General features: G+C 67.7%; 22 protein-coding genes. 12 read left to right on the top strand and 10 right to left on the bottom strand.

All coding sequences use genetic code 11. The features are described from left to right. Positions 1 to 29: 29 nt before the first annotated feature. Positions 30 to 914: a glycosyltransferase family 2 protein gene (locus NL2_RS01055; RefSeq protein ID WP_068070770.1), complete on the top strand. Its 885-nt coding sequence runs from the start codon at positions 30 to 32 to the stop codon at positions 912 to 914. Here NL2_RS01055 and NL2_RS01050 read toward each other — a convergent pair. Next, positions 898 to 2709 carry an ABC transporter ATP-binding protein gene (locus tag NL2_RS01050; protein WP_169799446.1) on the bottom strand — a complete coding sequence of 604 codons (1812 nt, stop codon included), beginning with the start codon at positions 2707 to 2709 and terminating at the stop codon, positions 898 to 900. The two genes, NL2_RS01055 and NL2_RS01050, sit on opposite strands and share 17 nt — an antisense overlap. 137 nt (positions 2710 to 2846) lie before the next feature. Here NL2_RS01050 and NL2_RS01045 point away from each other — a divergent pair, with 137 nt between their 5' ends. Then, positions 2847 to 4448 (top strand): glycosyltransferase, encoded by a 1602-nt coding sequence (locus NL2_RS01045; protein ID WP_157082968.1) that lies wholly within the window; start codon positions 2847 to 2849, stop codon positions 4446 to 4448. Further along, positions 4445 to 5527: a polysaccharide deacetylase family protein gene (locus NL2_RS01040; protein ID WP_068070766.1), complete on the top strand. Its 1083-nt coding sequence runs from the start codon at positions 4445 to 4447 to the stop codon at positions 5525 to 5527. The genes NL2_RS01045 and NL2_RS01040 overlap by 4 nt, the downstream gene beginning before the upstream one ends. A gap of 23 nt (positions 5528 to 5550) precedes the next feature. Here NL2_RS01040 and NL2_RS01035 read toward each other — a convergent pair whose 3' ends face one another. Then, positions 5551 to 6612, bottom strand: a complete 1062-nt coding sequence (locus NL2_RS01035) for a glycosyltransferase family 2 protein (RefSeq protein ID WP_068070764.1) — start codon at positions 6610 to 6612, stop codon at positions 5551 to 5553. A gap of 416 nt (positions 6613 to 7028) precedes the next feature. On the opposite strand from NL2_RS01035, the gene NL2_RS01030 reads away from it, so the two are divergent. Next, positions 7029 to 7460, top strand: a complete 432-nt coding sequence (locus NL2_RS01030; RefSeq protein ID WP_245647514.1) for a DUF2141 domain-containing protein — start codon at positions 7029 to 7031, stop codon at positions 7458 to 7460. Between the two features lie 82 nt (positions 7461 to 7542). On the opposite strand, the gene NL2_RS01025 is transcribed toward NL2_RS01030, so the two are convergent. The 3 genes from NL2_RS01025 to NL2_RS01015 all read right to left on the bottom strand — a co-directional run bounded on the left by NL2_RS01025 (position 7543) and on the right by NL2_RS01015 (position 10651). Beyond that, positions 7543 to 8292: a phosphocholine cytidylyltransferase family protein gene (locus NL2_RS01025; RefSeq protein ID WP_068070760.1), complete on the bottom strand. Its 750-nt coding sequence runs from the start codon at positions 8290 to 8292 to the stop codon at positions 7543 to 7545. Positions 8293 to 8388: 96 nt separating this feature from the next. Continuing rightward, positions 8389 to 9489 (bottom strand): inositol-3-phosphate synthase, encoded by a 1101-nt coding sequence (locus tag NL2_RS01020; RefSeq protein WP_068070758.1) that lies wholly within the window; start codon positions 9487 to 9489, stop codon positions 8389 to 8391. Between the two features lie 94 nt (positions 9490 to 9583). Further along, positions 9584 to 10651 carry a CDP-alcohol phosphatidyltransferase family protein gene (locus tag NL2_RS01015; protein WP_157082967.1) on the bottom strand — a complete coding sequence of 356 codons (1068 nt, stop codon included), beginning with the start codon at positions 10649 to 10651 and terminating at the stop codon, positions 9584 to 9586. A 149-nt stretch (positions 10652 to 10800) separates the two neighbouring features. Here NL2_RS01015 and NL2_RS01010 point away from each other — a divergent pair, with 149 nt between their 5' ends. Continuing rightward, positions 10801 to 11718 carry a CDP-alcohol phosphatidyltransferase family protein gene (locus NL2_RS01010; RefSeq protein WP_068070755.1) on the top strand — a complete coding sequence of 306 codons (918 nt, stop codon included), beginning with the start codon at positions 10801 to 10803 and terminating at the stop codon, positions 11716 to 11718. Here the strand turns inward: NL2_RS01010 and NL2_RS01005 are convergent. From NL2_RS01005 to NL2_RS00995, 3 genes are all read right to left on the bottom strand, one after another. Further along, the gene (locus NL2_RS01005) at positions 11633 to 12919 is read right to left on the bottom strand and encodes a glycosyltransferase family 4 protein (RefSeq protein WP_068070753.1); all 1287 of its coding nucleotides are present in this window, start codon (positions 12917 to 12919) and stop codon (positions 11633 to 11635) included. The genes NL2_RS01010 and NL2_RS01005 overlap by 86 nt on opposite strands. Beyond that, positions 12916 to 14403 carry a lipopolysaccharide biosynthesis protein gene (locus tag NL2_RS01000; RefSeq protein ID WP_068070751.1) on the bottom strand — a complete coding sequence of 496 codons (1488 nt, stop codon included), beginning with the start codon at positions 14401 to 14403 and terminating at the stop codon, positions 12916 to 12918. Before NL2_RS01000 ends, NL2_RS01005 begins: the two co-directional genes overlap by 4 nt. A gap of 120 nt (positions 14404 to 14523) precedes the next feature. After that, the gene (locus tag NL2_RS00995; protein WP_084355760.1) at positions 14524 to 15882 is read right to left on the bottom strand and encodes an MFS transporter; all 1359 of its coding nucleotides are present in this window, start codon (positions 15880 to 15882) and stop codon (positions 14524 to 14526) included. 96 nt (positions 15883 to 15978) lie between these two features. Here NL2_RS00995 and NL2_RS00990 point away from each other — a divergent pair, with 96 nt between their 5' ends. Continuing rightward, complete coding sequence (locus NL2_RS00990) at positions 15979 to 16605, top strand: class I SAM-dependent methyltransferase (RefSeq protein ID WP_068070749.1); 627 nt, start codon at positions 15979 to 15981, stop codon at positions 16603 to 16605. Positions 16606 to 16653: 48 nt separating this feature from the next. Here NL2_RS00990 and NL2_RS00985 read toward each other — a convergent pair whose 3' ends face one another. Then, positions 16654 to 17472: a glycerophosphoryl diester phosphodiesterase membrane domain-containing protein gene (locus tag NL2_RS00985; protein ID WP_157082966.1), complete on the bottom strand. Its 819-nt coding sequence runs from the start codon at positions 17470 to 17472 to the stop codon at positions 16654 to 16656. A gap of 191 nt (positions 17473 to 17663) precedes the next feature. Between NL2_RS00985 and lipB the strand changes: the two genes are divergently transcribed. Together lipB and NL2_RS00975 are read left to right on the top strand one after the other, a co-directional pair. Continuing rightward, complete coding sequence (gene lipB, locus NL2_RS00980; RefSeq protein WP_068070959.1) at positions 17664 to 18371, top strand: lipoyl(octanoyl) transferase LipB; 708 nt, start codon at positions 17664 to 17666, stop codon at positions 18369 to 18371. Continuing rightward, on the top strand, positions 18368 to 18817 hold the full coding sequence (locus NL2_RS00975; RefSeq protein ID WP_068070736.1) for a hypothetical protein: 450 nt from the start codon (positions 18368 to 18370) through the stop codon (positions 18815 to 18817). The genes lipB and NL2_RS00975 overlap by 4 nt, the downstream gene beginning before the upstream one ends. A gap of 37 nt (positions 18818 to 18854) precedes the next feature. Here the strand turns inward: NL2_RS00975 and NL2_RS00970 are convergent, their stop codons facing one another. Continuing rightward, on the bottom strand, positions 18855 to 19961 hold the full coding sequence (locus tag NL2_RS00970) for an alkene reductase (RefSeq protein ID WP_068070734.1): 1107 nt from the start codon (positions 19959 to 19961) through the stop codon (positions 18855 to 18857). Between the two features lie 106 nt (positions 19962 to 20067). Here NL2_RS00970 and NL2_RS00965 point away from each other — a divergent pair, with 106 nt between their 5' ends. The 4 genes from NL2_RS00965 (at position 20068) to NL2_RS00950 (ending at position 23505) form a co-directional block, all read left to right on the top strand. Next, positions 20068 to 20985 carry a DMT family transporter gene (locus NL2_RS00965; RefSeq protein WP_068070732.1) on the top strand — a complete coding sequence of 306 codons (918 nt, stop codon included), beginning with the start codon at positions 20068 to 20070 and terminating at the stop codon, positions 20983 to 20985. Between the two features lie 85 nt (positions 20986 to 21070). Next, complete coding sequence (locus NL2_RS00960) at positions 21071 to 22900, top strand: DUF885 domain-containing protein (protein ID WP_068070730.1); 1830 nt, start codon at positions 21071 to 21073, stop codon at positions 22898 to 22900. 79 nt (positions 22901 to 22979) lie between these two features. Then, positions 22980 to 23255 (top strand): BrnT family toxin, encoded by a 276-nt coding sequence (locus NL2_RS00955; RefSeq protein WP_068070728.1) that lies wholly within the window; start codon positions 22980 to 22982, stop codon positions 23253 to 23255. Next, entirely contained in the window at positions 23221 to 23505 is a 285-nt protein-coding gene (locus NL2_RS00950) for a helix-turn-helix domain-containing protein (RefSeq protein WP_157082965.1), read from the top strand. Before NL2_RS00955 ends, NL2_RS00950 begins: the two co-directional genes overlap by 35 nt. Positions 23506 to 23702 lie beyond the last annotated feature (197 nt).

Genomic DNA, 23702 nt, shown 5'->3' with positions numbered 1-23702 from the left:
ACCTGCATCACGGAGCCTGTTCGATCGCCATGCCGCTGCCCGAAGTTTCCGTGATCTGTATATTCCTCGATGGCGAGCGATTCATTGCAGAAGCGATCGACAGTGTGTTGCGGCAGCAAGATGTCGCGTTCGAACTGCTGCTGGTGGACGATGGATCGACCGATGGCAGCACTGCGATCGCGCAAGGATATGCGGAACGCTTTCCGGACAAGGTGCGCTATCTGGAGCATCCGGGGCATGTGAACCGGGGGATGAGCGCGACACGGAACCTGGGCATCCGCGCGGCGCAAGCCGATGCGATCGCGTTCATCGACTGCGATGATGTCTGGCGCCCGCGCAAGCTGGCCGAACAGCAGGCCATCCTGACGCAGTACCCCGCCGTCGGCATGGTCTGCGGCACGGTGAACTACTGGAGCAGCTGGGAAGGCGGATCGGACCGGCTGATCCCCACCGGACCTGTGCTGGACGCGGTTTCGCCACCGCCGGCAACGTCGCTGGCGCTCTATCCGCTGGGCACCGCCAGCGCGCCGTGCCCTTCCGATGTGCTCGTGCGCAAGTCGGTGATCGGGGCGGTAGGCGGGTTCGAGGAACAGTACACCGGTGCGCGCCACATGTACGAGGATCAGCCGTTCTTCGGGAAAGTGTACCTTGCCACCGGTGTCTATTTCTCGTCGCAGGTCTGGCTCGATTACCGCATCCATGACGAAAGTTGCGTCGCCAGCGTTCGCCGCGACGGGCGGTATGGCGAAGTGCGGCGCTTTTTTCTCGACTGGTTTGCCGCCTATCTCGCGTCGCACGACATCGCCGACAAGGCGGTGGTCGAGCGGGCGATCCGCCGGGCGCAATGGAAGCTCGATCATCCGTTGGTCGCGCGGATCGCGCGCAAGCTGGGGTCGATTATTTCCCGGGCTTGACCGGTTCGCCGGTGCGGTGGGTGTCGCCGGCCATCGTGCGGTAATAATCCAGCCCGGCCAGCGGCCCCGCCTCCACGATCCGGCCGTCCTCGATCACGATCCCGTTCTGGCAGGCGGCGAGCGTGCTGCGCCGGTGGCTGATGACCAGCACGGTGCGGAAATGGCGATGTTCGGCCAGGAGGCGCATGATCTCCTGTTCGGACAGGCCATCGACCGCGCTCGTCGCCTCGTCGAGGATCAGCAGGTCGGCATTCTTGAGCAGCGCGCGCGCCAGCCCGATCCGCTGGCGCTGGCCGCCCGACAGGCTCAGCGCCTCCAGGCTCAGCGGCGTGGCATAGCCCTGCGGCAGCTGGCGGATGAACGCGTCCGCGCCTGCCGCGCGGGCCACGCCCTCGATCTCCTCCTGCGAGGCGCTGGCGCGGGCATAGGCGATGTTCTCGGCCACGGTGCCATCGACCAGTTCGATGTCCTGCCCGGCCAGCGCGATGCGCGTGTGCCATTGCGCCGGGGAAATCGTATCGAGCCGCCGCTCGCCGACCAGGATCGCGCCCTGCTGCGGATCGATCAGGCGGCACAGCAGGTTGACCAAAGTGGACTTGCCCGCGCCCGACCGCCCGATCAGCGCCGTCGCCACGCCGGGCTGAAGCGTAAAGCTGACGCCGCCGACCCCGGCACTGCCGTTGGGATAGGCGTATGTCACGTCGTCAAAGCGGATCGGCGCACCTTCCGGCGGCAGGTTGGCAGCGTCCGCGGCGCGCCCCGTGCCGGCCCCGGCGCTGCCAAGGCTATCGTCGGCGATCCCCAGCATCCATTCCACTTCGCGCACCGCGCTGCGCATCGAGGCGATGCCAAGTCGCGCCGTGCTCAGTTCGCGGGCATGCGGCTGCGCCCGGGTAAGCAACACCAGAAACGCGGTCAGCACCGGCAACGAGATCCCCAGCCGGTGCGCGGCCAGCAGCACCACGACGAACATCGCCGATACCATCAGCTCCACGCTCGGGATGATCAGCGCGGTCGAACGTGCCACAGCCTCCATCGCGTGCCGCACGCAGTCCGATGCATCGCCAAAGCGCGCCTGTTCGCGGTCCCGCTGTCCGAAGATGCGAATCGGTCGGAACGCGTTGACCACGGTGATCATGCGTTCGGCCAGCAGGCGGTTGGTCTGCGTCACCGCGATCCCGAGATGGCCCAGTCGGCGTTCGAGCACAAACAGCACGCCGCCGATCGCGATGCCGCCCGCGGCCACGATCGCGAACAGCCGCCATTCCAGCCACACCAGCAGCGCGCCCATGACCGTCAGCGAAACGATCCCGGTCACCATCGAAAGCACCCAACCGACCACCTTGGTGGTGTGCCAGCTGTCGCTCGATACGATCTGGAGGAAGCGCACGCTGTCGTGTTCGAGATAGGTCCGGTAGCTCATCGCCAGCACGCGGTCCGCCAGCGATTTGCGAATATCGTCGCCGACGCGGCCTTCGACATGCGTGGCGAGAGCAGCGCTGGCGGCCTGGATCATGCCCTTCAGCACGATCAGCGCCAGGATGCCGGCGCCGATCGCAAGGATGCGCGTCTCGACATCGTAGGATGCGGTCACTTGCGCGATGGCGCGGATCGGTCCGGGGACGCCCGCCGGGACCGAGTCCGACATCAGCAGCGCCAGCAGCGGGATCAGGATGCCGACGCTGGCGCCTTCGAGCAGGCTGGTCAGCACGCCCAGCACGGCCACCGCCGGGCCGGACCAGGCATAAGGCCGCGCGATCCGCGCCAGTGGGCCGCGTGTGCCTTGCGTGCCCAAGGGCAGAAGCCAGCCGGCAAGCTTGTTGACGCGGATTGCGGTGTCTCCTGTTCGGTGTCTGCTGTTCGGGCAGGCGATTGCTGCCCGCGCCTGCATACGATAATTCGGGTTTCAGTAAATGCAGGAAGCGGGGCGCGGTGATCGATACGCAGGGTTCAGAACAGGCGATCCGCGTTGCGATCATCATCCCCACGTACGACCACGCCCGGTTCCTGGGCGATGCGCTGGCCAGCGTGGCGGCGCAGACGCGACCCGCCGACGAAGTGATCGTGGTGGACGATGGTTCGCACGATGATCCCGGCGCGGTCGTCGCCGGTTTTCCGGGCGTCCGGCTGGTCCGGATCGACAACAGCGGGCTGGGCGCCGCGCGCAATGTCGGGATGAACCTGGCCAGCGCCGGTTACGCGCTGTTCCTCGATGCCGACGATGTGCTGGCGCCCGCCGCGATCGAGGCCAGCCTGCGCTGCATGGCGGCACATCCCGGCGCGGGCTTTGTCTATGGCGCGCATCGCCGCGTCGATGCCCGGCTGGTGCCCACCAGCGGACCGCATCTCAACGCCGCATCGCCGGACACCTATCGCGATTTCCTGCGCGGCAATCCGGTGGGGATGCACGCCACCGTGCTGTATGATCGGGCGAAGCTGGCGTTGTGCGGCGGGTTCGATCCGGGCCTGAAACGGTGCGAGGACTACGACGCATACTTGCGCATGGCGCGCCGGTTTCCGGTGGCGAGCCATGGCGGGCTGGTGGCGGACTATCGCTGGCATGACGCCAACATGTCGGCCGATCCGGACGATATGCTGGCGTGGGCGCTCAAGGTCCACGCGCGCTATCGCCCGGCGTCGTCCGACATCGAAGATATGCGCGCCTGGCAGCAAGGGCATCGCGGATGGCTCGGCTTTTATGCCAATGCCGCGTGGCAGGTGCGCAGTCGCAGCCAGCGCGCGAAGAAGTGGAAACAAAGGATCAAGGCGTTGCGCATTGCCCCCCGTGCCACTCCCGCAGCCATCGCGCGGCGCACGTTGCGAAAGCTGCTGCCGCCGGGCGCGGTCCACCGGCTGCGTCGCCTCGCCGGGCTGACCGATGCACCCGCGCCGGGACGGGTGAACCTGGGGGATCTGGCGCGGATCAACCCGATCAGCGCCAGCTTCGGGTTCGACCGGGGCACCCCGATCGACCGCTGTTATATAGAGGCGTTCCTGGTGCGGCACGCTGGCGACATCAGGGGCCGCGCGCTGGAGATCGGCGACGCGAGTTACTGCACCAGGTTCGGGACGGAGGTCACCCGGCAGGATATCCTGCACGTGTCCGCGGACAATCCTGACGCGACCATCGTCGGCGACCTGTCGCAACCGGGACTGCTCCCGGCCGATGCGTTCGACTGCATGGTCCTGACCCAAACCTTGCAGTTCATCTACGACATGGCCGGCGCGGTGGCCGAGGTACACCGGGCGCTGCGGCCGGGCGGGGTGCTGCTTGCCACCGTGCCCGGCATTACCCCGATCGATCGCGGGATCTGGGGCGAAAGCTGCTATTGGTCGCTCACCGGGCAATCCGCGCGGCGCTTGTTTGGCGAAGCGTTCGGCGCGGAAAATGTCGAGGTCGAGGTTCACGGCAATGCCTATGCCGCAACGTGCTTCCTGCAGGGCCTCGCGCTCGAGGAAGTTAACCGCGACTGGCTCGGCCAGTCCGATCCGGCGTTCCCAGTGATCGTCACCGTGCGGGCCTGCCGCCGGTGACCGCGATCAGCGCCGTGCGTCCGCTGTTGGCGAAGGCGTGGCGCGGCACGAAGCGGATCGTGCGCGGCACCAACCCCGCGCCGGTCATCCTGATGTACCACCGCATCGCCGCACCCGCGTTCGATCCGTGGGGGCTGTGCGTTGCGCCCGACCGGTTCGCCGATCAGATGGCGGCGATCAAGGCGCGGCGCACGGTCATGGCGATGGACGATCTGGTCGATGCGCTGGCGCAAGGCACCGTGCCGCCGCGCGCGACCGCCATCACGTTCGACGATGGCTATGCCGACAATGCCACGCTCGCCAAGCCCGTGCTCGAGCGGCTGGGGTTGCCCGCAACGGTGTTCCTGACCACGGGCAATGTCGAAACGGGCGCTCCATTCTGGTGGGACGAGCTGGCCACGCTGGTGCTGGGGTCATCCGATGCCGCCGACGTCGAGCTGACCGTCGCCGGGTTGCGGCTGTCGGCGCAGTGGTCGGCGCAGTGGTCGGCGCGCGGGTCGGCGCACGGGTCGGCGCACGGGTCGGCCGAACCGGCGATGCCGCCCGATGTAGCACAGTGGCGGGTGGGCGCGCGCCATCCGTCGGAGCGGCAGCGCGCCTACGAGCGGTTATGGACCCAGCTGCAGGAGCTCGATCCGGACCAGCGTGTCGCGGCGATGGACGCATTGCGGGGGCGATTGGCCCCGGCGGACCGCGCCGGGCCGCCGCCGAACGACGGGCCGATGACGGCAAGCATGGTGCACGATGCCGTCTCGCCGCTGTTCCGGTTCGGCGCGCATGCGATGCACCATACCCCACTGACCGCGTTGCCGCCGGAGCAGCGGCGGGCAGAAGTCGAAGGCAGTCGCGCGGCGGTTTCGGCACTGGTCGGCGGGGGCGCGGTCAGCGGATTCGCCTATCCGCACGGCCAATGGAACGCGGACGTGCGCGCGCTGGTCGGCCAGGCGGGCTATCGGTGGGCGGTAACCACGGAGCGCAAGGACATCGATCCGCGACGTCACGACGTCCTGGCGCTACCCCGGCTGGCGGTGGGGGACTGGAGCGGTGCCCGTCTGCTCGCCGCGATCGACGGGCTTTAGTCCAAAGTCTGTTTCAGCAAGCCCTAGCTGTTGCCCGTCGCGCGAGTCGGCGGGGAAACGGGCAGCGCGGCGGCAGCCTGCGGGCGCGCGCCAAACGGTTCGTCCGGCTGCAGTTCATGGAACGGTTGCGGGCGGATCGGGCGTCTCCGGTCGATCAGGTGGCTTCCGGTGCGTGTCGCCACGTCGGCCAGGAAGGCGGCGGTGCGGCGCGGTTCGGTGGCCAGCATCACTTTCATCGATTGGGCGATGCGCCGGCCGTCGCGCGCCTTGACGAAGCGCAGTACCGCATTGCCGTGGGCGCGCAGGATCGCATCTTCACGCTCGGCCGGAGTGACGCGCGGCGATGCGGCGAACTTCTCGATCACTGCCAGCAGTCCCAGCCCCATGGCCAGATGGTTGGACGACATGTTGCCCGGATACGTCCGGTAGCCCACCAGATATTCGGGGATCAGCTCCATCTTGCCCGCCTGGAGCACCTTGAGCTGGAAGTCGTAGTCCTCGCACCCGCCGATCCCCCGCGCGGCATACGTGGGATCGAACCCGCCGACAGCCAGCGCCACATCGCGGCGAATGAGGATGCTGCTGCCGTTGTTGACGTGGTTTTCCTGCAGGTGTTCCACGAAAAAATCCCCGCTGGCGCTGACTGGCGCACCGTCGCCCAGCACGCGATCCTCGGCATCGATCATGCGGTGCAGCGTGTAGTTGGCGACCCATTCGCTCGACAGGCCGTGGCGCAGAAATGCGGCGACCTGCCGTTCGATCTTGGTCGGGTGCCATAAATCGTCGGCATCGAGATAGGCGACCAGCGGCGAGCAAGCGGCCTGGGTGCCGGCGTTGCGCGCGCCCGCCACCCCGCGATTGGGACCGCCCAGAATCCGCAGGCCGGGGTGCGGGCGCATCAAACCCTCGCACAGCGCGCGGGTGTCGTCGGTCGACCCGTCGTCGACCACCACGACTTCGAGATTGGCGTACGTCTGGCCCAGTGCGCTTTCGAGCGTGCGAAGGATGAAGGATTCGGCATTGTAGGCGGGAACGACAACCGTCACCGCCGGCCCGGCCCTGGTTTCCTCACCGAATCCCGGCATTCACAAGCGCTCTCTCAAATTCCCGAGCGCGATGGCCCGGAATCATCCAAAATGGTTACGTCCACATCCCACTTACAAAATTTGTCATATTTTGCACTCAACTTCCCATAAGTATCTGCACAGCCGGTCACGACGCTGCCGCAATTGCTTGGCAGGGGTGGGCCGCGGGTGTCGCGGTTGCGGGCCGGGCCGATTGGTGGCATTCGTCGCTGCGGGAGTGCGGACGGGAATTCATCGACGGTTCACCGCTCAAACCGCAATCGGGGGGCAACAGCCGGCGTCAGGCCGGCATTATCGGTAGCGCTTGGATCCATCTGATCGCGCTGCATAAAATCCAGCAGAATTGGGGCTTGATGAGTATGTTGAAGCCGAGACGTTCCCGCGCCGCGGCGATGGCGCTTGCTTTGATAGCGACGATGACCGCCGCCACGTCGAGCGCGGCGCAAGGCGCCTCGTGCGAAGGGCCGCCGAGCAACACGACGATCAACGTGATCATCGACGGATTGCGCAATGCCAAGGGACAAATGGCGGTCACGCTCTACCCCGATGATTCCCGCCGGTTCCTGGCGCATCACGGCTCGCTGTACGTCGGCCGGGTGAGGTCCACCGCGCCCACCACGCGGATGTGCCTGTATGTGCCCAAGCCCGGGATCTACGTGATCGCGGTCTACCACGATGAAAACGGCGACGGGAAAATCGATCGCGGCGGCCTGCTGGGCATTCCGACCGAAGGGTTCGGCTTTTCCAACAACCCGCCGACGCTGGTCAGCCTGCCGTCCTACCGTTCGGTCCGGCTGAACATCCCCCGCACAGGGCTTTCGACGCGGATCACACTCACGTATCCGTGAAGCGGGGAGTCTTTTCCACTTGCATGGAGGCGGCACGGGCCCGCTGCCGCAACCCAGCCGTGAGGCTGGGCAAAACCCGCTCTTAACCCGCCCGCGCGATTCCGAAGGTTTCGGGCAGGTGTTGCGGGGCGAGCGCTTCGGCCAGCGCGTGCGCGCGCGGATCGTCCACGTCCATCCACCAGCCGGTGCCGACGTCCATGGTTGCCGCGCGGCCCTGGTCGGCCAGCCGCTGCATACCGTCGGACAGGCTGCCCGACTTGCCGTCGGCGATCGCTCCGGCAATCGCGGCGGACAGTTCGGGCGTGGCCAGGAATGCGCCGCAATCGACCGCGTCGTAGGCGGCAATGGTCTTGCCGATCGCGGTGATCCGGCCATCGGGGGCCAGCTTGACCCAGGTCGCGTCGTCGGGATCGACCAGCGGGTTGTCGATCGCCCGGTCGATCGCCAGCGTCACGCCGCGCGTGGCGTCACCTTCATGCAGCAGGCGCCGCAGGATGGCGGCCTCGAACATGTGGTCGGCCATCATCAGCAGATAGTCGCCGTCGATCAACGCCGCCCCGGCCATGACCGAAAAGCCGTTGGGCGTGCTCCAGTCGGCCAGCCGCGCGGTCACGATCGCGATGCCGATCCGCGCCGCCAGGTCGGCCAGAAACGCCTCGAGCGCATCGGCCTTGTGCCCGGTGGCGACGACCACGCGGGTCACGCCTGCCGCCTGCGCCTGGCGGATGCCGATCTCGATCAACGGCACGCCGCACACCGGGGTCAGCGGCTTGGACGGCGAAAGTTCGGCCAGCCGGCTACCGTATCCTGCGGCAATGATCAGCGCGTCCATGGCGCGTTCGGTCCTTTGAAATGCAGCGAGCTGGCCGAACCAAAGGAACGATTCCTCGGTTCGACCGGCTCGCGGTAACGTTCGTGAGTGGTCGGCTTATTCCGCGGCGAGCGCGGTATCGGCGATGTATTCGTCGACCATCTGCGCGGCGGTATCGTCGTTGAACTGCTGCGGCGGATGCTTGCAGAAGTAGGCCGACGGCCCGATGAGCGCGCCGCCGTCACCGCGATCAAGCGCAATCTTGCAGCAGCGGATGGCATCCATCACGACCGCGGCCGAGTTGGGGCTGTCTTCCACCGACAGGCGCAGTTCGATGTTCATCGGAACGTTGCCCCACAGGTTGCCTTCCATGCGCAGGAAGCACAGCTTGTTGTCCTTCTGCCACGGCACATAGTCCGACGGCCCGACGTGGATGTTCTCGTCGGCCAGGCGCTGGGCAAGCATCGCCTGCACCGCTTCGGTCTTCGAGGTCTTCTTGCTGCCCAGCCGCTGGCGGTCGAGCATGTTCATGAAGTCGGTGTTGCCGCCGGTATTGAGCTGGTAGGTGCGCTCCACGTTCACGCCGCGCGCGCCGAACAGGCTCGACAGCACGCGGTGGACGATGGTCGCGCCCAGCTGGGCCTTCACGTCGTCACCCACGATCGGCAGGCGCTTTTCGCGGAACCGGGCTTCCCATTCGGGACGGCTGGCGATGAACACCGGCATGCAGTTGACCACCGCGACACCGGCTTCCAATGCGCATTCCATGTAGAATTCGGTCGCTTCCTGCGAACCGACCGGCAGGAAGTTGAGCATCACTTCGGCGCCGGTCGCTTTCAGCGCGGCGACGATCGCGGCCTGCGTCGGCTGCGGCTGGTCGGACACGATGAAGCCCAGGTCGCCATGGTCGGTCATGTGGTCGGCAACGCCGTCCAGGACCTTGCCCATCATGACCTTGGCGCCGCTGGCGGGCACGTCCTGCTGGAATACGGCGGTGCAGTTGGGTGCCGAGAAGATGGCTTCGGAAATGTCCTTGCCAACCTTGCGGGCATCGACATCCACGCCCATCACGAACTCGACGTCACCGGCGCCGTAGCCACCGATCCGGTCGTGAATCAGGCCATCGGACGAGTTGTTGGACCGGTAGTAGGCAACACCCTGCACCAGCGAACTGGCGCAGTTGCCTACGCCGATCACGGCGACCTTGATTGGCTTCATGTATTCAGATCCCTTCACACAGGCGCTCGCGGCGGCTGTAACGATTGTGCCTCATTTCCAAATCGCGCGGCAAAAGCAAGAAGATTCCCCGGCGTCAAGCATGTCGCGGCCGCAAAGCGATGGCCACGGCGACCAACCAGCCCGCTGCGGACACCGCAAAAAGCCCCAACGCAGGCAATGCCAGACCGCTTGCTATCAGCAGCGCGAAAAACAGCGCAAAGAAATCGCGACTGGTCAAAAAAGTCAGGCCCTTCAAGGTGCCCGACGGCTTTCCGCTCGAACCGCCCGTGCGATAATAGTCCTTCACGATATCGAAGCTGAACGGGGCCTTGCTGCGCGCAGAAACCCGCCCGATCAGCAACAGACCGGTCGCCAGCATCGCCAGGCCCGCCAGTCCCAGCCGCGCCGGCAGGATTTTTCCCTGAATTTGCAGATTGATCGACACGCACAGCAGGAACGCCAGGTTGGTGGCGGCATCGATCAGGCTGTCGAGTCTGGCCCCGGTGCGCGAGGCGCGGAAGGTGGCGCGGGCGATTTCGCCGTCCACCCCGTCGAACACCGATGCGGCCTGGAACAGCAGTGCGCCCGAAATCAGGCCCCAATGGGTGCCGGTCAGCAGCGTTGCGACCATGGCCAGCGCAATCAGCGCCGTGCCATAGGTCGCGTGGAGCGGGCGCACGCCGGGCCATTGCAGCATGATCCGCGAGATGCTGCGCGATACCGGCCGGTTGATGCAGCGCGAGACGATGCCGTCGCTGGGCTTGGCGGTGGAGCGCAACGCCACCCGCGCCGTCTGGGCAAGCCGCCGGTCCGCGCCGTCGCCCGCCGCGAGTATCCTCGCGACCGCCGCGTCGATCAGCGGGGCATCCACTGGTTGCTCCAGCGCCAGCGCCGCCGCATCGGGCTGGCGGTCTCCGGCGATGACGAGCACCGGTCCGGGTCCGAAATCGACACCTGCCGCCGCCGCATCGTGGCCGAACCCAACCGCGATGCCTTCGGCCAGTCGCTCCGTTTCGGTGCAGGTCAGGGCTTGCGGTTGCCATGGTGCGGGTGCCACGATGCGGCAGGTTGCAACGCCGGCCAGATGGGCCTGGTGCGCGACGCGGGCCGCAGCGGGGATTCCCGCAACCAGCCGGTCGGCATCCTCGCCGGACGCGAACACGATGATGGCCTGCGTCGGAATCGCGCGGTTATCCCCCTTCGCGAGGCGCGGATCGTTCGGCGCAACGCGCCTGCCCTGTTCACCCGGCCTCACCGGCTATATAGCCCAAGCGAACGGTCGCCAAGCGGCGACGGGCGGAGCAGGTCGCAATGGTGGAATTGGTGGGCAACGAGGGGCGCGTTACGTCCCCGCACAAGCGGCCGATGCGACCGCGCGAACTGCAGGATCCGCTGAACCTGTACCTCTACCATCCCCTCTCGTGGCAGCTGGCGCGGCGTTTGGCTGCGACCCCGATCACCCCCAACATGGTTTCGGTGTTCGGCGGGCTGATGGTGGTGGCCGCCGCCGCCGCATATACCGGCCTGGCCTGGCCGTGGGGCGCCTGGCTGGGGCTGTTCCTGCACATGGGCTGGCACGTGGTCGATGGCGCCGATGGCGACCTGGCGCGGCTGACCGGACGGTCCAGCCCGCTGGGCGAGATGGTCGACGGGGTGTGCGACTACGTCAGCCACATCGTGCTGTACTTCGCGCTCGGCGCGTTCCTGCAGGGCCAGATCGGCTGGGTGGCGCTGGCTTGGATGTGGGCGGCGGGCATCAGCCACATCGTCCAGTCGAACCACGTCGAAGTGCAGCGCCGGTTCTACCTGTACTGGATGCACGGCACCCCGTGGCTGCACCATTCGCGCGATGCCTTTGCCGAAAAGCGCGGGTTTCAGCGCATATTCCAAGTGATTGCGGTGGGCTACCTGCGGCTGGCGGCGGGCATGACCCCGCATGCGCTGCGCATCGACGATGCGATCACCGCCGCGCACGGCCATCCCGAACGGCTCGCGCGGATCCGCGCCGAGGTCGAGCGCGGGTTTCGCCCGCTGTTGGTCGTGCTCAAGCTGCTTGGCCCCAACCCGCGCGCGCTGGTGCTCGGCGCGTCGATGCTGATGGCCAACAGCCCGCTGTGGTACTTCGTGTATCAAGCGGTGATCCTCAATCTGCTGCTCGTCGTGTCGGTCTGGCTGCATAATCGAGCGGCGAAACGGGTGGCGAAACGGCTGGCGCAGTTCGGGCTCTGACGGTGTCGCCGGTGCGATTGCGCGCCAGCACCTCGCGGTAGATCGCCAGCGTACCCGCCGCGAAGTCCTGCCAGCGCAGCTGCGCCGCGCGGCGCAAGCCGGCCTCGCGCAGCAGGCCGGAGATCTGCGGGTTTTCGACCACCGCGGACAGCGCTGCCGCCAGCGCCGCGCTGTCGTGCGGATCGGCCATCAACCCGGCGTCGGCGAGCACCTCGGGCACGGCCGAGACGTTGCTTGCCACCACCGGACAACCGCAGGCCATCGCTTCGGCCAGCGGGTTGCCGAAGCCTTCGCAGAACGACGGGTGCAGCAGCGCGGCGGCGTTGTTGTACAGCGTGACCAGCGTGTGCCGGTCGATCGCACCCATCACGTGAACGCGATGCTCCAGCCCGGCTTCGCGCACCTTTTCCGCCAGCCGGTCTGATCGTTTGTCGCGCCGGTGAACCATCACCAGGTCGATGTCGGAGCGGCGCGCGAACGCCAGCCGAAACGCCGCGAACGCGCCGTCGTGGTTCTTGTACGGTGCGTTCTGGCCCACGACGAGGACGTAGCGGCGGCCTCTCAGCTGATCGGGTAGCGCTTGCGCGCGCGTGGCGGCGGGCAGCACGGTAAAGTCGGCGGCAACCCCGGACCGGGTAACGCGGACGCGCGCTGCGACGTCGGGCCGGTAGGAGATGATCGCATTGCGGCTGGCGGTGCTGACCGTGGCGATCATCGCCGCCCGGCGCAGCGCCCGGCCGATGCCGTGGCGATAGAACTGCGCCTCGATCCGGCCATAGGCGGTGTCGTTGCACCACGCCGGGTTGGTCAGCCACATGATGTCGTGGATCGTGGTCACGCACGGCATGGTCAGCCCGGCGGGCATGATGTTGGACGGCGAATGAAACACATCGACGCCCGACAGATCGACCAGCCGGGGCAGCGCCCACATCGTCTGCGGCCCGTTGACCGGAAAGCCGACGACGCGTTCCACCACGTTGGGCGCGGTCGACAGCGGCGTGTCGCGCAATTTGCTGCGTAACAGAAGGAAGTGCAGATCGGGCGCGAGGCCGGGCAGGTGATCGACCAGCGCCTGCACCGTCTCGCCGATCCCGCTCGGCCGGGGACCCAGATAGCGGCAGTCGATGCAGACCAGCGGGGCGCGCCCGGTTGGCGCGCCGACATGCACGGGGGCGCCGAACAAGGGGACGTGCACGCTCATGCCACGCGGAACCGGGCGAGCGACAGCACGGTCGGCTGCCACCGCACCCACGCGCGGATCGCGACGGCGTACAATCCCAGCGCAACGATCGGCGGAGACAGCTTGTCGAACAGGACCGGCAGTCCCGCCACCTCGTTGAGCGATTGCTGCACCGCATATCCGGCCAGCCCGGCGACCAGCGCGGCGGCCATCGGCAGCGCGGCGTGGAGCGGATCGCGCAGCACGCCGAACCGCCGCAGCCAGTGCCGCCGCAGCGCGGCACCGCACAAGGCGGCGATCAGCGTCGCGGTCGATGCCCCGGCAATCCCCATGCGCGGGGCGAGCAGCGGGATCAGCAGCGCGATGATCGCGATCAGCACGACGTTGAGCGCCAGCGCCAGCGCCGGCCGGCGATAGTAGATGATCAGCTCGCTCAGCCCGAACGCGCCGTTGACCGCCTCGCCCATCGCCATCGCCACCAGCGCGGCGTAGGCGGCGATATACTGTCTGCCGAACAGGCCCAGCAGGCTGTCGCCCGCGGCGATCATCAGCAGCACGATGCCCAGCTGCGCGGTCAGCACCACGCGCGTGGCCGCCGCCGTCGCCTCGCCCGCCGCGACATCGCCGTCGGCGCGCATGGTCCGCGCGATCAGCGGGGTGAGGATGCCGTCGAACGCCTGGCGCACCTGCAGGATCGGGGTGCGCAGCTGGCGCACCACGCCGTACATGCCCGCCGCCGCATCGCCCAGCAGCAGTCCGACCAGATAAAGGTCGACGCGCTGCGCGAACGAGGCGACCAGATCGCTGCCGCTGGCGGGCAGCAAGCGCCGTACGCGCTGCCACGATGCCTCAAGGTCTGGACGCCAGCGCAGCAGTCCGAACGGGCCAAGGCAATGGCGCGCGCTCCACAGCGAAAATCCGACGAGCGCGATTGTGCCGGCCCAGTAGCCGATCAGCAGGCCGGTGGTGGAAAAGCCCGCGTACCACGCCGCCAGCGTCACCGCCGTCGCGACGTAGGGCTCGACCGCACCGCGCGCGGTGACTTCATAGCGCATCGCGTGGGTCCAGCGGGTGGTGGCCAGCGCGATGTCGGCGGTCACCTGGCCCATCACCGCCGGGCCCAGCACCAGCAACGCCAGCCGCAGCTGGTGCGAGATCATCGCGCCGGGCAGCAGTTCGGACAGCGATACGATGAACAGCGCGACCAGGCTGCCCGCGATCGTGGCCAGCGCCAGCGCATCGAGCAGTACGTGCATCGCCCCGCGCGATGCCGCCTCTTCCTCCAGCCACGGAAACACCATGCGCTTCAGCCCGAGGCTGGCGACCGGCACCGCCAGTTCGACGACCGCGACCGCCAGCGTGAACACGCCGTAACTGGTTGCGCCGAACAGCTTGGCGCCGATGAACAGGAACCCGGCCCGCGCAGCAAAGCGCAGCACGAAGCTCAACGCGTTCGAGCCCACGCCGCGTGCGATGACCGTCTGGGGGGAAGCGGGCGCAGGCATTGCAGCAGCGGTTAAGCCCGCGTCCGGTACGCTGGCAACCACCTGCCTTGTCGCAAAATGTCGTCGATCGCCCGGCCCGGGTGCTTCACCACTGCGCGAAGGGGCGAAATCGGAAATGGCTCAATCCTTCGCGTCGCGTGCCAATGCGCTCGGGCCCAGCGTCAGCACTCCGACGCAAGCCAGCTCCACCAGTCCCCACGCCAGCCAGCGCGAATGGCCGTACAGCCACACGCCGATCGCCGGGGCGACAATGTAAGCCGCGCCGTTCACAGCTGCGACAATCCCCGCCGCCTGTCCTTGTTCCCCAGGCGTGACAGCCAGGCTGGCGCCAGAGGTGAACCCGGGCCGGAACAGCCCAAACCCCATCGACGAGATCGCAAAGCCGGTGGCGATGGTGTGCAGGTCGCTGCCCTCCGCCAGCGCCAGCGTGCCGACCGCGCACAGGCCCATGCCCCACAACGTCGAAGTGCGCGGGCCCAGATCGAGCGCGGGGATCAGCCCCCACTGCGCCAGCAGCGTGGCGAACGCCCCGCACATCAGCACCAGCCCGATCGGCCCCGCCCCCGCGTCGGGATCGTGGCGCAGGCCCAGCCGGTCGAGCAGCAGGAAGCCCACGACCCCCAGCGTGATCGCCTGCGCATGGCCGCCCAGCAGGCCCGCCAGCAGCCACGGCCGCAGGCGCCGGTCGCCCCAGTGCAGCCGCGCATCGCCGGGTTCGGACGGTTCGGCGGCGGGCAGTTCGTGCGGCGTGCCGTCGGGGTGATCCTCGACCATGCGCGGATTGGACGAAGGGCTGAACGGCGCGGCCATGACCTCTCCCCGCGCGGCGAAGCGCGGATCGTCATCGGGCAAGCGCAGCCGCAGCACGACCAGCACGACCAGCGCGATCAGTGCAAAGGCGGCAAACGGACCGACCAGTCCCAGACCCGGCACGATCAGCAGCGGCGCCAGTGCCGGGCCCAGCACGGTGCCCAGGCCAAAGCTCGATGCCACCAGCGCCAGCGCCTTGGTCCGCTCGGCGCGGCTGGTGCGGCTGGCGACATAGGCCTGCACCGCCGGCGGCGCCGCCGATCCGAACGCGCCGTACAGCGATCGGGCGGCGGCAAACAGCAGGATGGTGATCAGGCCCGAAAACCGGCCGTTCAGCCCGCCCAGCAGGATCGCGCCGCACAACCCGAACGACAGCGCAAAGCCGCCCAGTCCCAGCGCCATCATCGCCTTGCGCCCGCGCCGGTCGGATCGCCGCGCCCAGAATGGCGCCAGCCCCATCCACAGCAGCGCCGACCAGCTGTAGGCCAGGCTCACCCATACGTCGGCGATGTGCAGGCGCGTGCCGATGGAGGGCATGACCGACTGCATCGCGGTGTTGCCGGCGGCCACCACCAGCATCACCATGAACAGCAGCGCGAGCCGGTCACGCGGCAACTGGACGCCGGCGAGCGCAGGGTCCCCGGCTGGTCGATCCGTCAGGACGTTCATCCGCTTCGGGTTAGGACTCGTGGTCCCTGCTTGCAATAGTGAGACAAATTTGCGACGGCGCGAGACCTTTAGTCGCAACAAGGACCGTGTCCCGACATGACTTCCACGCAAGCGGCGCCCGAGCCTTTGCTGCAACGGGCCAAGCGCCGCGCCGAACACATGCTCGGTCCATGGGGTGTGTTCTTCAAAGGCTTCCTCAAGCATCCGGTGATGGTCGGCTCGATCATCCCGTCATCGAAGCGCACGATCACCAAGATGCTCGCCCCGGTGAAGTGGGACGAATGCCAGCTGTTCGTGGAATATGGGCCCGGCGTCGGCACGTTCTGCCGCCCGGTGCTGGAACGTCTGCGCCGCGATGGCAGCCTGATCGTGATCGATACCAACCCCGATTTCATCGACTATCTCACGCGCACGATCCGCGACAGCCGCTTCACTGCGGTGCTCGGCTCGGCCGCCGACGTGGAAGAGATCGTGCGCGCGCACGGGCATGACCATGCCGACTACGTGCTGTCGGGCCTGCCGTTCTCGACGCTGCCCGATGGGGTTGGCCCGGCGATTGCGGCGGCCACGCACCGCGTGATCCGCCCCGGCGGCGCGTTCCTGGTCTACCAGTTCTCGGCCAAGGCGCGCGACTTCATGGCGCGCCACTTCCGCCATATCGATTCCGGGTTCGAACCGTGGAATGTGCTGCCCTGCCAGCTGTTCTGGGGCTGGAAGGAATAGCGGGCCGGTGCCGCTCCCAGCCGTGAGGCTGGACAAAGACTCCCAACCTTATTCGAACGTCGCCAACACGTCGCGATCGTCGGGGCCGGACAGCTGGCGGTGGACCGACGCCAGCATCGCCGCGATATAGACCATCGCCGATGCGGTGATCGCGCTCGAGACGATGGCGGCCAGCACGCGCTGCACTTCGCCGCCGGTGGTCAGTACCAGCACCACGCCCACGAACATCATGATCAGGCCGTAGACCACCGCGAACAGCATCGCCGCCAGCAGCAGGAACAGCGCGAGCCGGCCGACATTGCCGCGCGTCAGCTGCCAGCTGTGGCGCAGAGCGGCCACCGGGTTGCGCTCACCGCCGGTTGCCAGGATCGGCGCCACCAGCGACACGCGCAGCCCGAGATAGGCCGTCGCCACGAACAGCATCAGCACCAGCGCGGCGGCCAGCACCGCCACCCCGGTCAGCGCGGCCAGGCTCGCCAGCAGCACGAAGCTCACACCCAGCGCCAGGCCCACCATGATCTGCGCGCCAAGGTAGGGCAGCGTCAGCCGGATACCGCGACGGATCGCATCGCCCACGGTGGGGCGCGCCCGATCGGTCATGATGATCAGCACGGTCAGCGTTCCGGCCACCTGCAGCAGCGTGACGAGCACCAGCAGCGGCGCGGAATTGCCATAGCTTTCGGACAGGATCGCCATCATCTCGCGCGGGGCGGTGCCGGGCGCGACGGCGGGTTCGGGCACGAACACCGCGAAGATCAGGCTGGGCAGCAGGAAGAACACCCCGGCGATCGCGATCAGCACGTCGCGGTTGGCGACGACCATCGCCGATGCCGTCGTCCAGGCGGTTGTGATATCCAGTCTCGTCACGCGCGTTCCCGTCACCCTAGCGATCGGGCCGGGAATGCGGGCCCTTGGGTCGGCTGGCGTTCTAGCAGCGGCGCGGCGCGTGAACAGCCCCCCACGCAAATCGGTCAGCCATGGCCGGCGCGCGGGCGCGTTCGGGCGGCGTGTCGTCGGCAAACCTTGAAACCGGACGCCATTCGCGCCATCGCGAAATGATGGACACACCCGGCATCCTTCCCGACGCCATCGAGCTGTGGCAGGCCGACGCGCCGGTGCCCTATCGCGCCGCGCTCGCAACGATGACCGCGCGCAATGCCGCGATCGCGGATGGCACCGCGCGCGAACTGGTGTGGCTGTTGGAGCACGAGCCGGTCTACACCGCCGGCACCAGCGCCGCGCCGGAAGAACTGCTCGATCCGCGCTTCGACGTGGTCGAGGCGGGGCGCGGCGGGCGCTACACCTATCACGGGCCCGGCCAGCGGATCGGCTACGTGCTGCTCGACCTGAAAACCCGCGCGCGCGACGTGCGCGGCTTCGTGCACGCGCTGGAAGGCTGGGTGATCGATACGCTGGGCGATTTCGGCGTGGAAAGCTGGCGCGCACCGGGCCGGATCGGCATCTGGACGCAAGGGCCCGATGGCCGCGAGGCCAAGATCGGCGCGATCGGCGTGCGCATCCGCCGCTGGGTGACGATGCACGGCTTTTCGGTCAACCTGTCGCCCGACCTGGCGCATTTCAGCGGCATCGTGCCGTGCGGGATCGAGGCGTTCGGGGTAACCAGCCTGGCCGCGCTGGGAAAGCAGGTTGCGCCGCAGGCATGGGATCGGGCATTGCTCGCGCGCGCCGGGGAATTCCTCGCCCGGCTCGAGCTGCCCTGCCCGCCCACAACTTCGACCCCAAGTTCTGTCAAGGACGCTGCATGAACCGCCGGACCGCCCTTACCTTTCCCGCCCGCACCATCGTGCTCGCGGCGCTGGCCTGCGCGCTGCTGGCAGGTTGCGGCGGCGCGAAAAAGGACGATGCCAAGGCGCAGGCCGCCGGTGGTCAGGTGCTGCCCGGCACCGTCAGCGACGCGATGATCGATCTGGACGGCTCGCAGGCGCAGGCGCCGCTGGTCGATCCCGGTGCAGCCGCCGCGCAAGCGGGCAGTTCCCCAGGTCTGGCAGCGACGTCGGATGACAGTGCGCCCGATCCGGTCATCCCGGTGGCGAAGTCGCGACCGGTGGTTGCACCCACATCTGCCCCGGACACGTCCGCCACGGCAGCGGCAAAGGCTGCAACCACGTCAGCGGCAAAACCCGCGCCCAAGCCTTCTCCGAAAGCCGTGGCGAAACCTGCCGCCAAGGCAGCAAAGCCCGACGGCGAGTGACCGGTCCCCGGGACGCGACCGCCCCGGGGATCATGGATCAGCCGGCGTCGGCGCTGGCTGCTGCCATCGCCGGGTAATCGATGTAGCCGGCGGCACCGGGCATGTACCAGCTTTTGGGCACGTTGACGTTGGGCGCCAGTTCCGCGCCGCTGCGGATGCGCGCGGGCAGGTCGGGGTTGGAGATGAACGGCCGCCCGAACGTGACCGCGTCGCAGCGGCCGCTGGCGATGTCGGCTTCGGCCTGGTCGGCGGTGTAATCGCTGTTGAGCACCAGCGGACCGGTGTAGATCGAGCGGATCAGCGCGTCCTGCTGCGGCACGTCGGTCGCGCCGAACGTGCCGTTGGGTCCGGGCTGGCGCAGTTCGACAAACCCGACGCCCAGCTCCTGCAGCACGCGCGCGGCTTCGCCGAACACGGCACCGGGGTTGCTGTCGTCCGTGCCTTGCGAATCGCCGTTGGGTGACAGGCGAATCGAGACGCGGTCCTTGCCCCACACCGCGATCAGGCGTTCGAGCACTTCGCGCATCAGCCGAACGCGATTGGCGGGGCTGCCGCCGTATTCGTCGGTGCGGAAGTTCGAATTGTCGCGCAGGAACTGGTCGATCAGATAGCCATTGGCGCCGTGCAACTGCACGCCGTCGAACCCGGCCTTTTTCGCATTTTCGGCGGCATGGCCATAATCGTCGACCAGGCGCGGCATTTCATCGAGGCGCAGCGCACGCGCGGGTTCGAACGGCTTCGATCCATTGGGGGTGTGCGCGTTGCCCGGCGCGGTGGTCGCCGATGACGACACCGGCGCCGCGCCATCAAGGAAATCGGGATGGACGATCCGGCCCATGTGCCACAGCTGCAGCACGATGCGGCCGCCGGCATCGTGCACGGCCTGCGTTACGTCCTTCCAGCCTTCGACCTGTTCGTCGCTCCAGATGCCCGGCGCGGAAGGCCAGCCGAGCCCCTCGACCGAAATGCCCGTAGCCTCGGTGATGATCAGCCCGGCCGAGGCGCGCTGGCGGTAATATTCGACCATCATCGCGTTGGGCACGAATCCGGGGTCGGCGCGGCCGCGGGTGAGCGGGGCCATCAGCACGCGGTTGGGCGCGTCGATGGCACCAAGGCGGATCGGCTGGAAAAGCGTTTCGTGCATGGTCAGGGGACTTTCACGTTGAATTGAAACGGTCGCAGTGGAATTGCAGGGGCGGCGCGGAAAACTGCGTTTTCCTTTGAAACCCATCTAGGATGCGCTCCTGCCGATGACAACCGCCGCCGTTTCCCTCGACCCACAAAAACCGCGCGCGGTCCATTTCGCGGCGCTGATGCTCGGCAACGTTGCGCTGGCGCTGGGCCCGTGGTCGGTGCGGCTGGCCGACAGCGGGCCGGTGTCCGCAGGGTTCTGGCGGCTGGCGCTGGCGGTGCCGCTGCTGGTGCTGCTGGCGTGGCGCAGCGGCCAGCCGCTCACCGGGTTCTCGCCCAAGGCGTGGCTGGCGGTTGCGGCAGCGGGCGCGCTGTTCGCGTTCGATCTGGCCAGCTGGCACATCGGCATCGAAACCACGCGGCTGGGCAATGCCACGCTGTTCGGCAATTCGGGCAGCCTGATCCTGATGGTGTGGGGCGTCATCGCGGCGCGCCGGTTGCCGCGCGCGCTGGAAGTCGCGGCGATGGCGGCCGCGCTGGCGGGGGCTGCGATCCTGCTGGGCCGCAGCATGGAGGTCGACGCGACGAGCCTGGTCGGCGACCTGTTCTGCATTCTCGCCGGGTTCTTCTATGCGTTCTACATCCTGTTGCTGCAGGACGCGCGCGGGCGGTTCGGTGGCTGGGCGTTGCTCGTCCACGCCAGCATCGCGGGTGCGCCGGTGCTGCTGGCGATCGCGTTGCTGCGCGGCGAGCCGGTGTGGCCGCACCACTGGTGGCCGCTGCTCGCGCTGGCGCTGGGCAGCCAGGTGATCGGGCAAGGCCTGCTGGTCTACGCGCTCAAGCACTTTCCGCCGCTGGTGATCGGGCTGGCGCTGCTCACCCAGCCGGCGGTCTCGGTGCTGGCGGGCTGGTTCGCGTTCGGCGAGACGGTCGGCTGGCTCGATGGCGCGGGCATGGCGCTGGTCGCGCTGGCGCTGGTGATGGCGCGCAAGGCGGACGCGCCGCTGGAGGACGCCGTCGCGCCCGACGACGGATAAGCGCACGCGACAGCTGCGCCTTGCCGGACGCCAGCGCTTCGCGCAGATAGGTGCAATTGCAACTTGTCTGCGGAGCCTTTGCCAAATGCCCTTTCCCGTTTCGCTCCGGCTTCTCGTCACCGCCGGGTCCGCGCTGGCGCTCTGTGCGTGCGCCACGATGCCGCCATCGTCGCCGCAGGCGCAACACGCCACCACGGCCGATGCTGCGTTCACCGCGCTGGCCGATCGCTTCATCGCCAGCCTGACGCGGTTCGATCCGGTGCAGGCCACGCAGCTGGGCGAGCATCGCTACGACGATCGGCTCGCCGACATCACCCCCGCCGGGCGCGATGCGCGCGAGGCCGAATGGCGCGCGCTGCTCGGCGATCTGTCGCGGATCGATCGCGCCTCGCTCAGCCGCGACAACCAGGTCGATCTGGCGATGCTCGACAACGAACTGCGCTACCGGCTGTGGACCAACGACCGGCTGCAGTCGTGGGCGTGGAACGCGCAGGAGTACAACGATGGCGCCGCGCAGGCGCTTTACGGCCTGGCCGCGCGCGATTTCGCGCCGTGGCCGAAGCGGCTGAAATCCGCCACCGCGCGGATGGAGGCGGTCCCGGCGTATCTGGCGGAAATGCGCCGCCAGCTGGTGCCGGCGCGCGTGCCGGTGGTTTACGCGCAGACCGTGTCGAAGCAGAACGGCGGCATCGTCGAGATTGCCGACGGGATGCTGGCACCGCACGCGGGCGAGCTGTCGGGCGCCGACCGTGCGCGGTTCGATGCGGCGCTGGTCCGCCTGAAGGCGGCGGTGGCGGAGCAGCAGACGTGGCTCGACACGGTGCTGGTGCCGCAGGCGAAAGGCGACTTCCGGCTGGGTCCGCAGCTGTATGACGAGAAAATGGCCTTCGCGCTGCAGTCGTCGATGACGCGGCCCGAACTGAAACGCCGCGCGGTGGCGGCGATGGCAGGCGTTCGCGCCGAAATGTACGATCTGGCCCGGCGGGTGCTGGCGGATGGCCGCTGGCCCGAACAGCCCACCGCGGCGCAGCAGCAGGCGGCGATCGAGCAGGCGCTTGCCCTCAGTTACGCGCACCGCCCCGCCCGCGCCGAACTGGAAAACAGCGCGCGCGCCGCGCTGGCGCAGGCCACCGCCTTCGTTTCCGCGCGCGGTCTCGTCACGATGCCCGATGGTCCGGTCAAGGTCATCACCATGCCCAAGTTCCAGCAGGGCAACGCGGTGGCTTACGACGATCCGCCGGGCGCGTTGGAACAGAACGGTGCCAACTTCTTCGCGGTCTCGCCGATCCCCGACGACTGGACCGATGCGCAGGCAACCTCGTTCCTCAGCGAATACAACGATTTCATGATCCAGGATTTGGCGATCCATGAAGCGATGCCGGGGCATTACCTCCAGCTCGACCATGCCAACAAAGACCCCTCGCGCCTGCGCGCGGTGTTGGGGTCGGGGCCGTTCGTGGAAGGCTGGGCGGTCTATGCCGAAGGGATGATGAAGGACGAAGGGTACGGCGAGGCCAACTGGCCCGTTTCAGGCAAAGGGGCTGATCCGCAAGCCGCGCGGCTGTTCCGGCTGACGGTGCTCAAGATGCGGCTGCGCTCGGTCAGCAACACGCTGCTCGACATCGGCATCCAGACCGAGGGCATGAGCCGCGATGCGGCGATGGACCTGATGATGCACGGCGCGTTCCAGCAGGAGCGCGAGGCGGCGGGCAAATGGATCCGCGCCAGCCTCTCATCCACCCAGCTGCTGAGTTATTTCACCGGCTTCGCCGAACACAGCGCACTGCGCGACGAGGCGAAACAGCGCTGGGGCGCAGCCTACACGCTGAAACGCTACAACGACGCGGTACTCGCGCACGGCTCGCTGCCGGTGAAATACGTGCGCGACCTGATGTTCGGACTGGCGGTGGAGTAGGGGTGGCCATTTCCCCGAATCGCTTCATTCTCGACTCAACTTCGCTCGCCTGCTATAAGTGATTCACTTATGAAAAGGCGTGGAGTTCACGTTCGATCCGGCCAAGGATGAGGCCAACCGCTTCAAGCACGGCGTGCGGCTGGCGTTCGGCATCCGGATATTCCGGGACCCCGACCATATCATTTCGTCATCGTTCAGGCCGGTCGACGGCGAGGATCGGAACAAGGCGGTCGGAAAAGTGGACGGCAAGCTTTATACCGTCATACACGTCTGGCGCGGCGAAGTGATTAGATTGATTTCGGTGAGGCGGAGCAACGCGCGTGAACAAAGAGACTACCATAGCAATCCCGGCTGATCCCGATGACCCCGAGGATTTCGATGTCTCCGTTGCCGGAATGGAACGAGCGCACATGGGCCGCCGCATCCGCCGGTTGCGCAACCGGCTGGGGTTGAGCCAGGACGAATTCGCTCGCGTCTATGGCATCCCGGTCAGCAACATCCGCCAGTACGAGATCGGCCGCCACATGCCGCCGCCCGCCGTGCGCGCCTATCTCAAGGTGATTGATGCAGAGCCTGAGGCAGCGGCTCGTGCGGTGGCGGGGTGAAATGCCACCACTTGCGCCGATCACTTGCGGCAAATGCGGCAGCCCGGACGTAACGAATACGGCACGATCGCGGATTCCGTGTCCAAACTGCGGCTCGGTTGTGCGAGTTTTTACCGTCGAGGCTTTCGCAAGCTCTGATACGAGAATCAGTGTCAAAATGAGAGGTATCTTGGAGGGGGTCACCGGGCGAAAGAAAT

The organism is Novosphingobium lentum NBRC 107847 (genome assembly GCF_001590965.1).
Lineage (GTDB): Bacteria > Pseudomonadota > Alphaproteobacteria > Sphingomonadales > Sphingomonadaceae > Novosphingobium > Novosphingobium lentum.
This window is presented reverse-complemented; position numbering and strand designations above follow the sequence as displayed.

Excerpts from the sequence above, each read along its gene's own strand:
- NL2_RS01055 (WP_068070770.1), top strand. The coding sequence starts at position 30 with ATGCCGCTGCCCGAAGTTTCCGTGATCTGTATATTCCTCGATGGCGAG.
- NL2_RS01035 (WP_068070764.1), bottom strand. The coding sequence starts at position 6,612 with ATGCCGGGATTCGGTGAGGAAACCAGGGCCGGGCCGGCGGTGACGGTT.
- NL2_RS01030 (WP_245647514.1), top strand. The coding sequence starts at position 7,029 with ATGACCGCCGCCACGTCGAGCGCGGCGCAAGGCGCCTCGTGCGAAGGG.
- NL2_RS01025 (WP_068070760.1), bottom strand. The coding sequence starts at position 8,292 with ATGGACGCGCTGATCATTGCCGCAGGATACGGTAGCCGGCTGGCCGAA.
- NL2_RS01020 (WP_068070758.1), bottom strand. The coding sequence starts at position 9,489 with ATGAAGCCAATCAAGGTCGCCGTGATCGGCGTAGGCAACTGCGCCAGT.
- NL2_RS01010 (WP_068070755.1), top strand. The coding sequence starts at position 10,801 with ATGGTGGAATTGGTGGGCAACGAGGGGCGCGTTACGTCCCCGCACAAG.
- NL2_RS01005 (WP_068070753.1), bottom strand. The coding sequence starts at position 12,919 with ATGAGCGTGCACGTCCCCTTGTTCGGCGCCCCCGTGCATGTCGGCGCG.
- NL2_RS01000 (WP_068070751.1), bottom strand. The coding sequence starts at position 14,403 with ATGCCTGCGCCCGCTTCCCCCCAGACGGTCATCGCACGCGGCGTGGGC.
- NL2_RS00995 (WP_084355760.1), bottom strand. The coding sequence starts at position 15,882 with ATGAACGTCCTGACGGATCGACCAGCCGGGGACCCTGCGCTCGCCGGC.
- NL2_RS00990 (WP_068070749.1), top strand. The coding sequence starts at position 15,979 with ATGACTTCCACGCAAGCGGCGCCCGAGCCTTTGCTGCAACGGGCCAAG.
- lipB (WP_068070959.1), top strand. The coding sequence starts at position 17,664 with ATGGACACACCCGGCATCCTTCCCGACGCCATCGAGCTGTGGCAGGCC.
- NL2_RS00975 (WP_068070736.1), top strand. The coding sequence starts at position 18,368 with ATGAACCGCCGGACCGCCCTTACCTTTCCCGCCCGCACCATCGTGCTC.
- NL2_RS00970 (WP_068070734.1), bottom strand. The coding sequence starts at position 19,961 with ATGCACGAAACGCTTTTCCAGCCGATCCGCCTTGGTGCCATCGACGCG.
- NL2_RS00965 (WP_068070732.1), top strand. The coding sequence starts at position 20,068 with ATGACAACCGCCGCCGTTTCCCTCGACCCACAAAAACCGCGCGCGGTC.
- NL2_RS00960 (WP_068070730.1), top strand. The coding sequence starts at position 21,071 with ATGCCCTTTCCCGTTTCGCTCCGGCTTCTCGTCACCGCCGGGTCCGCG.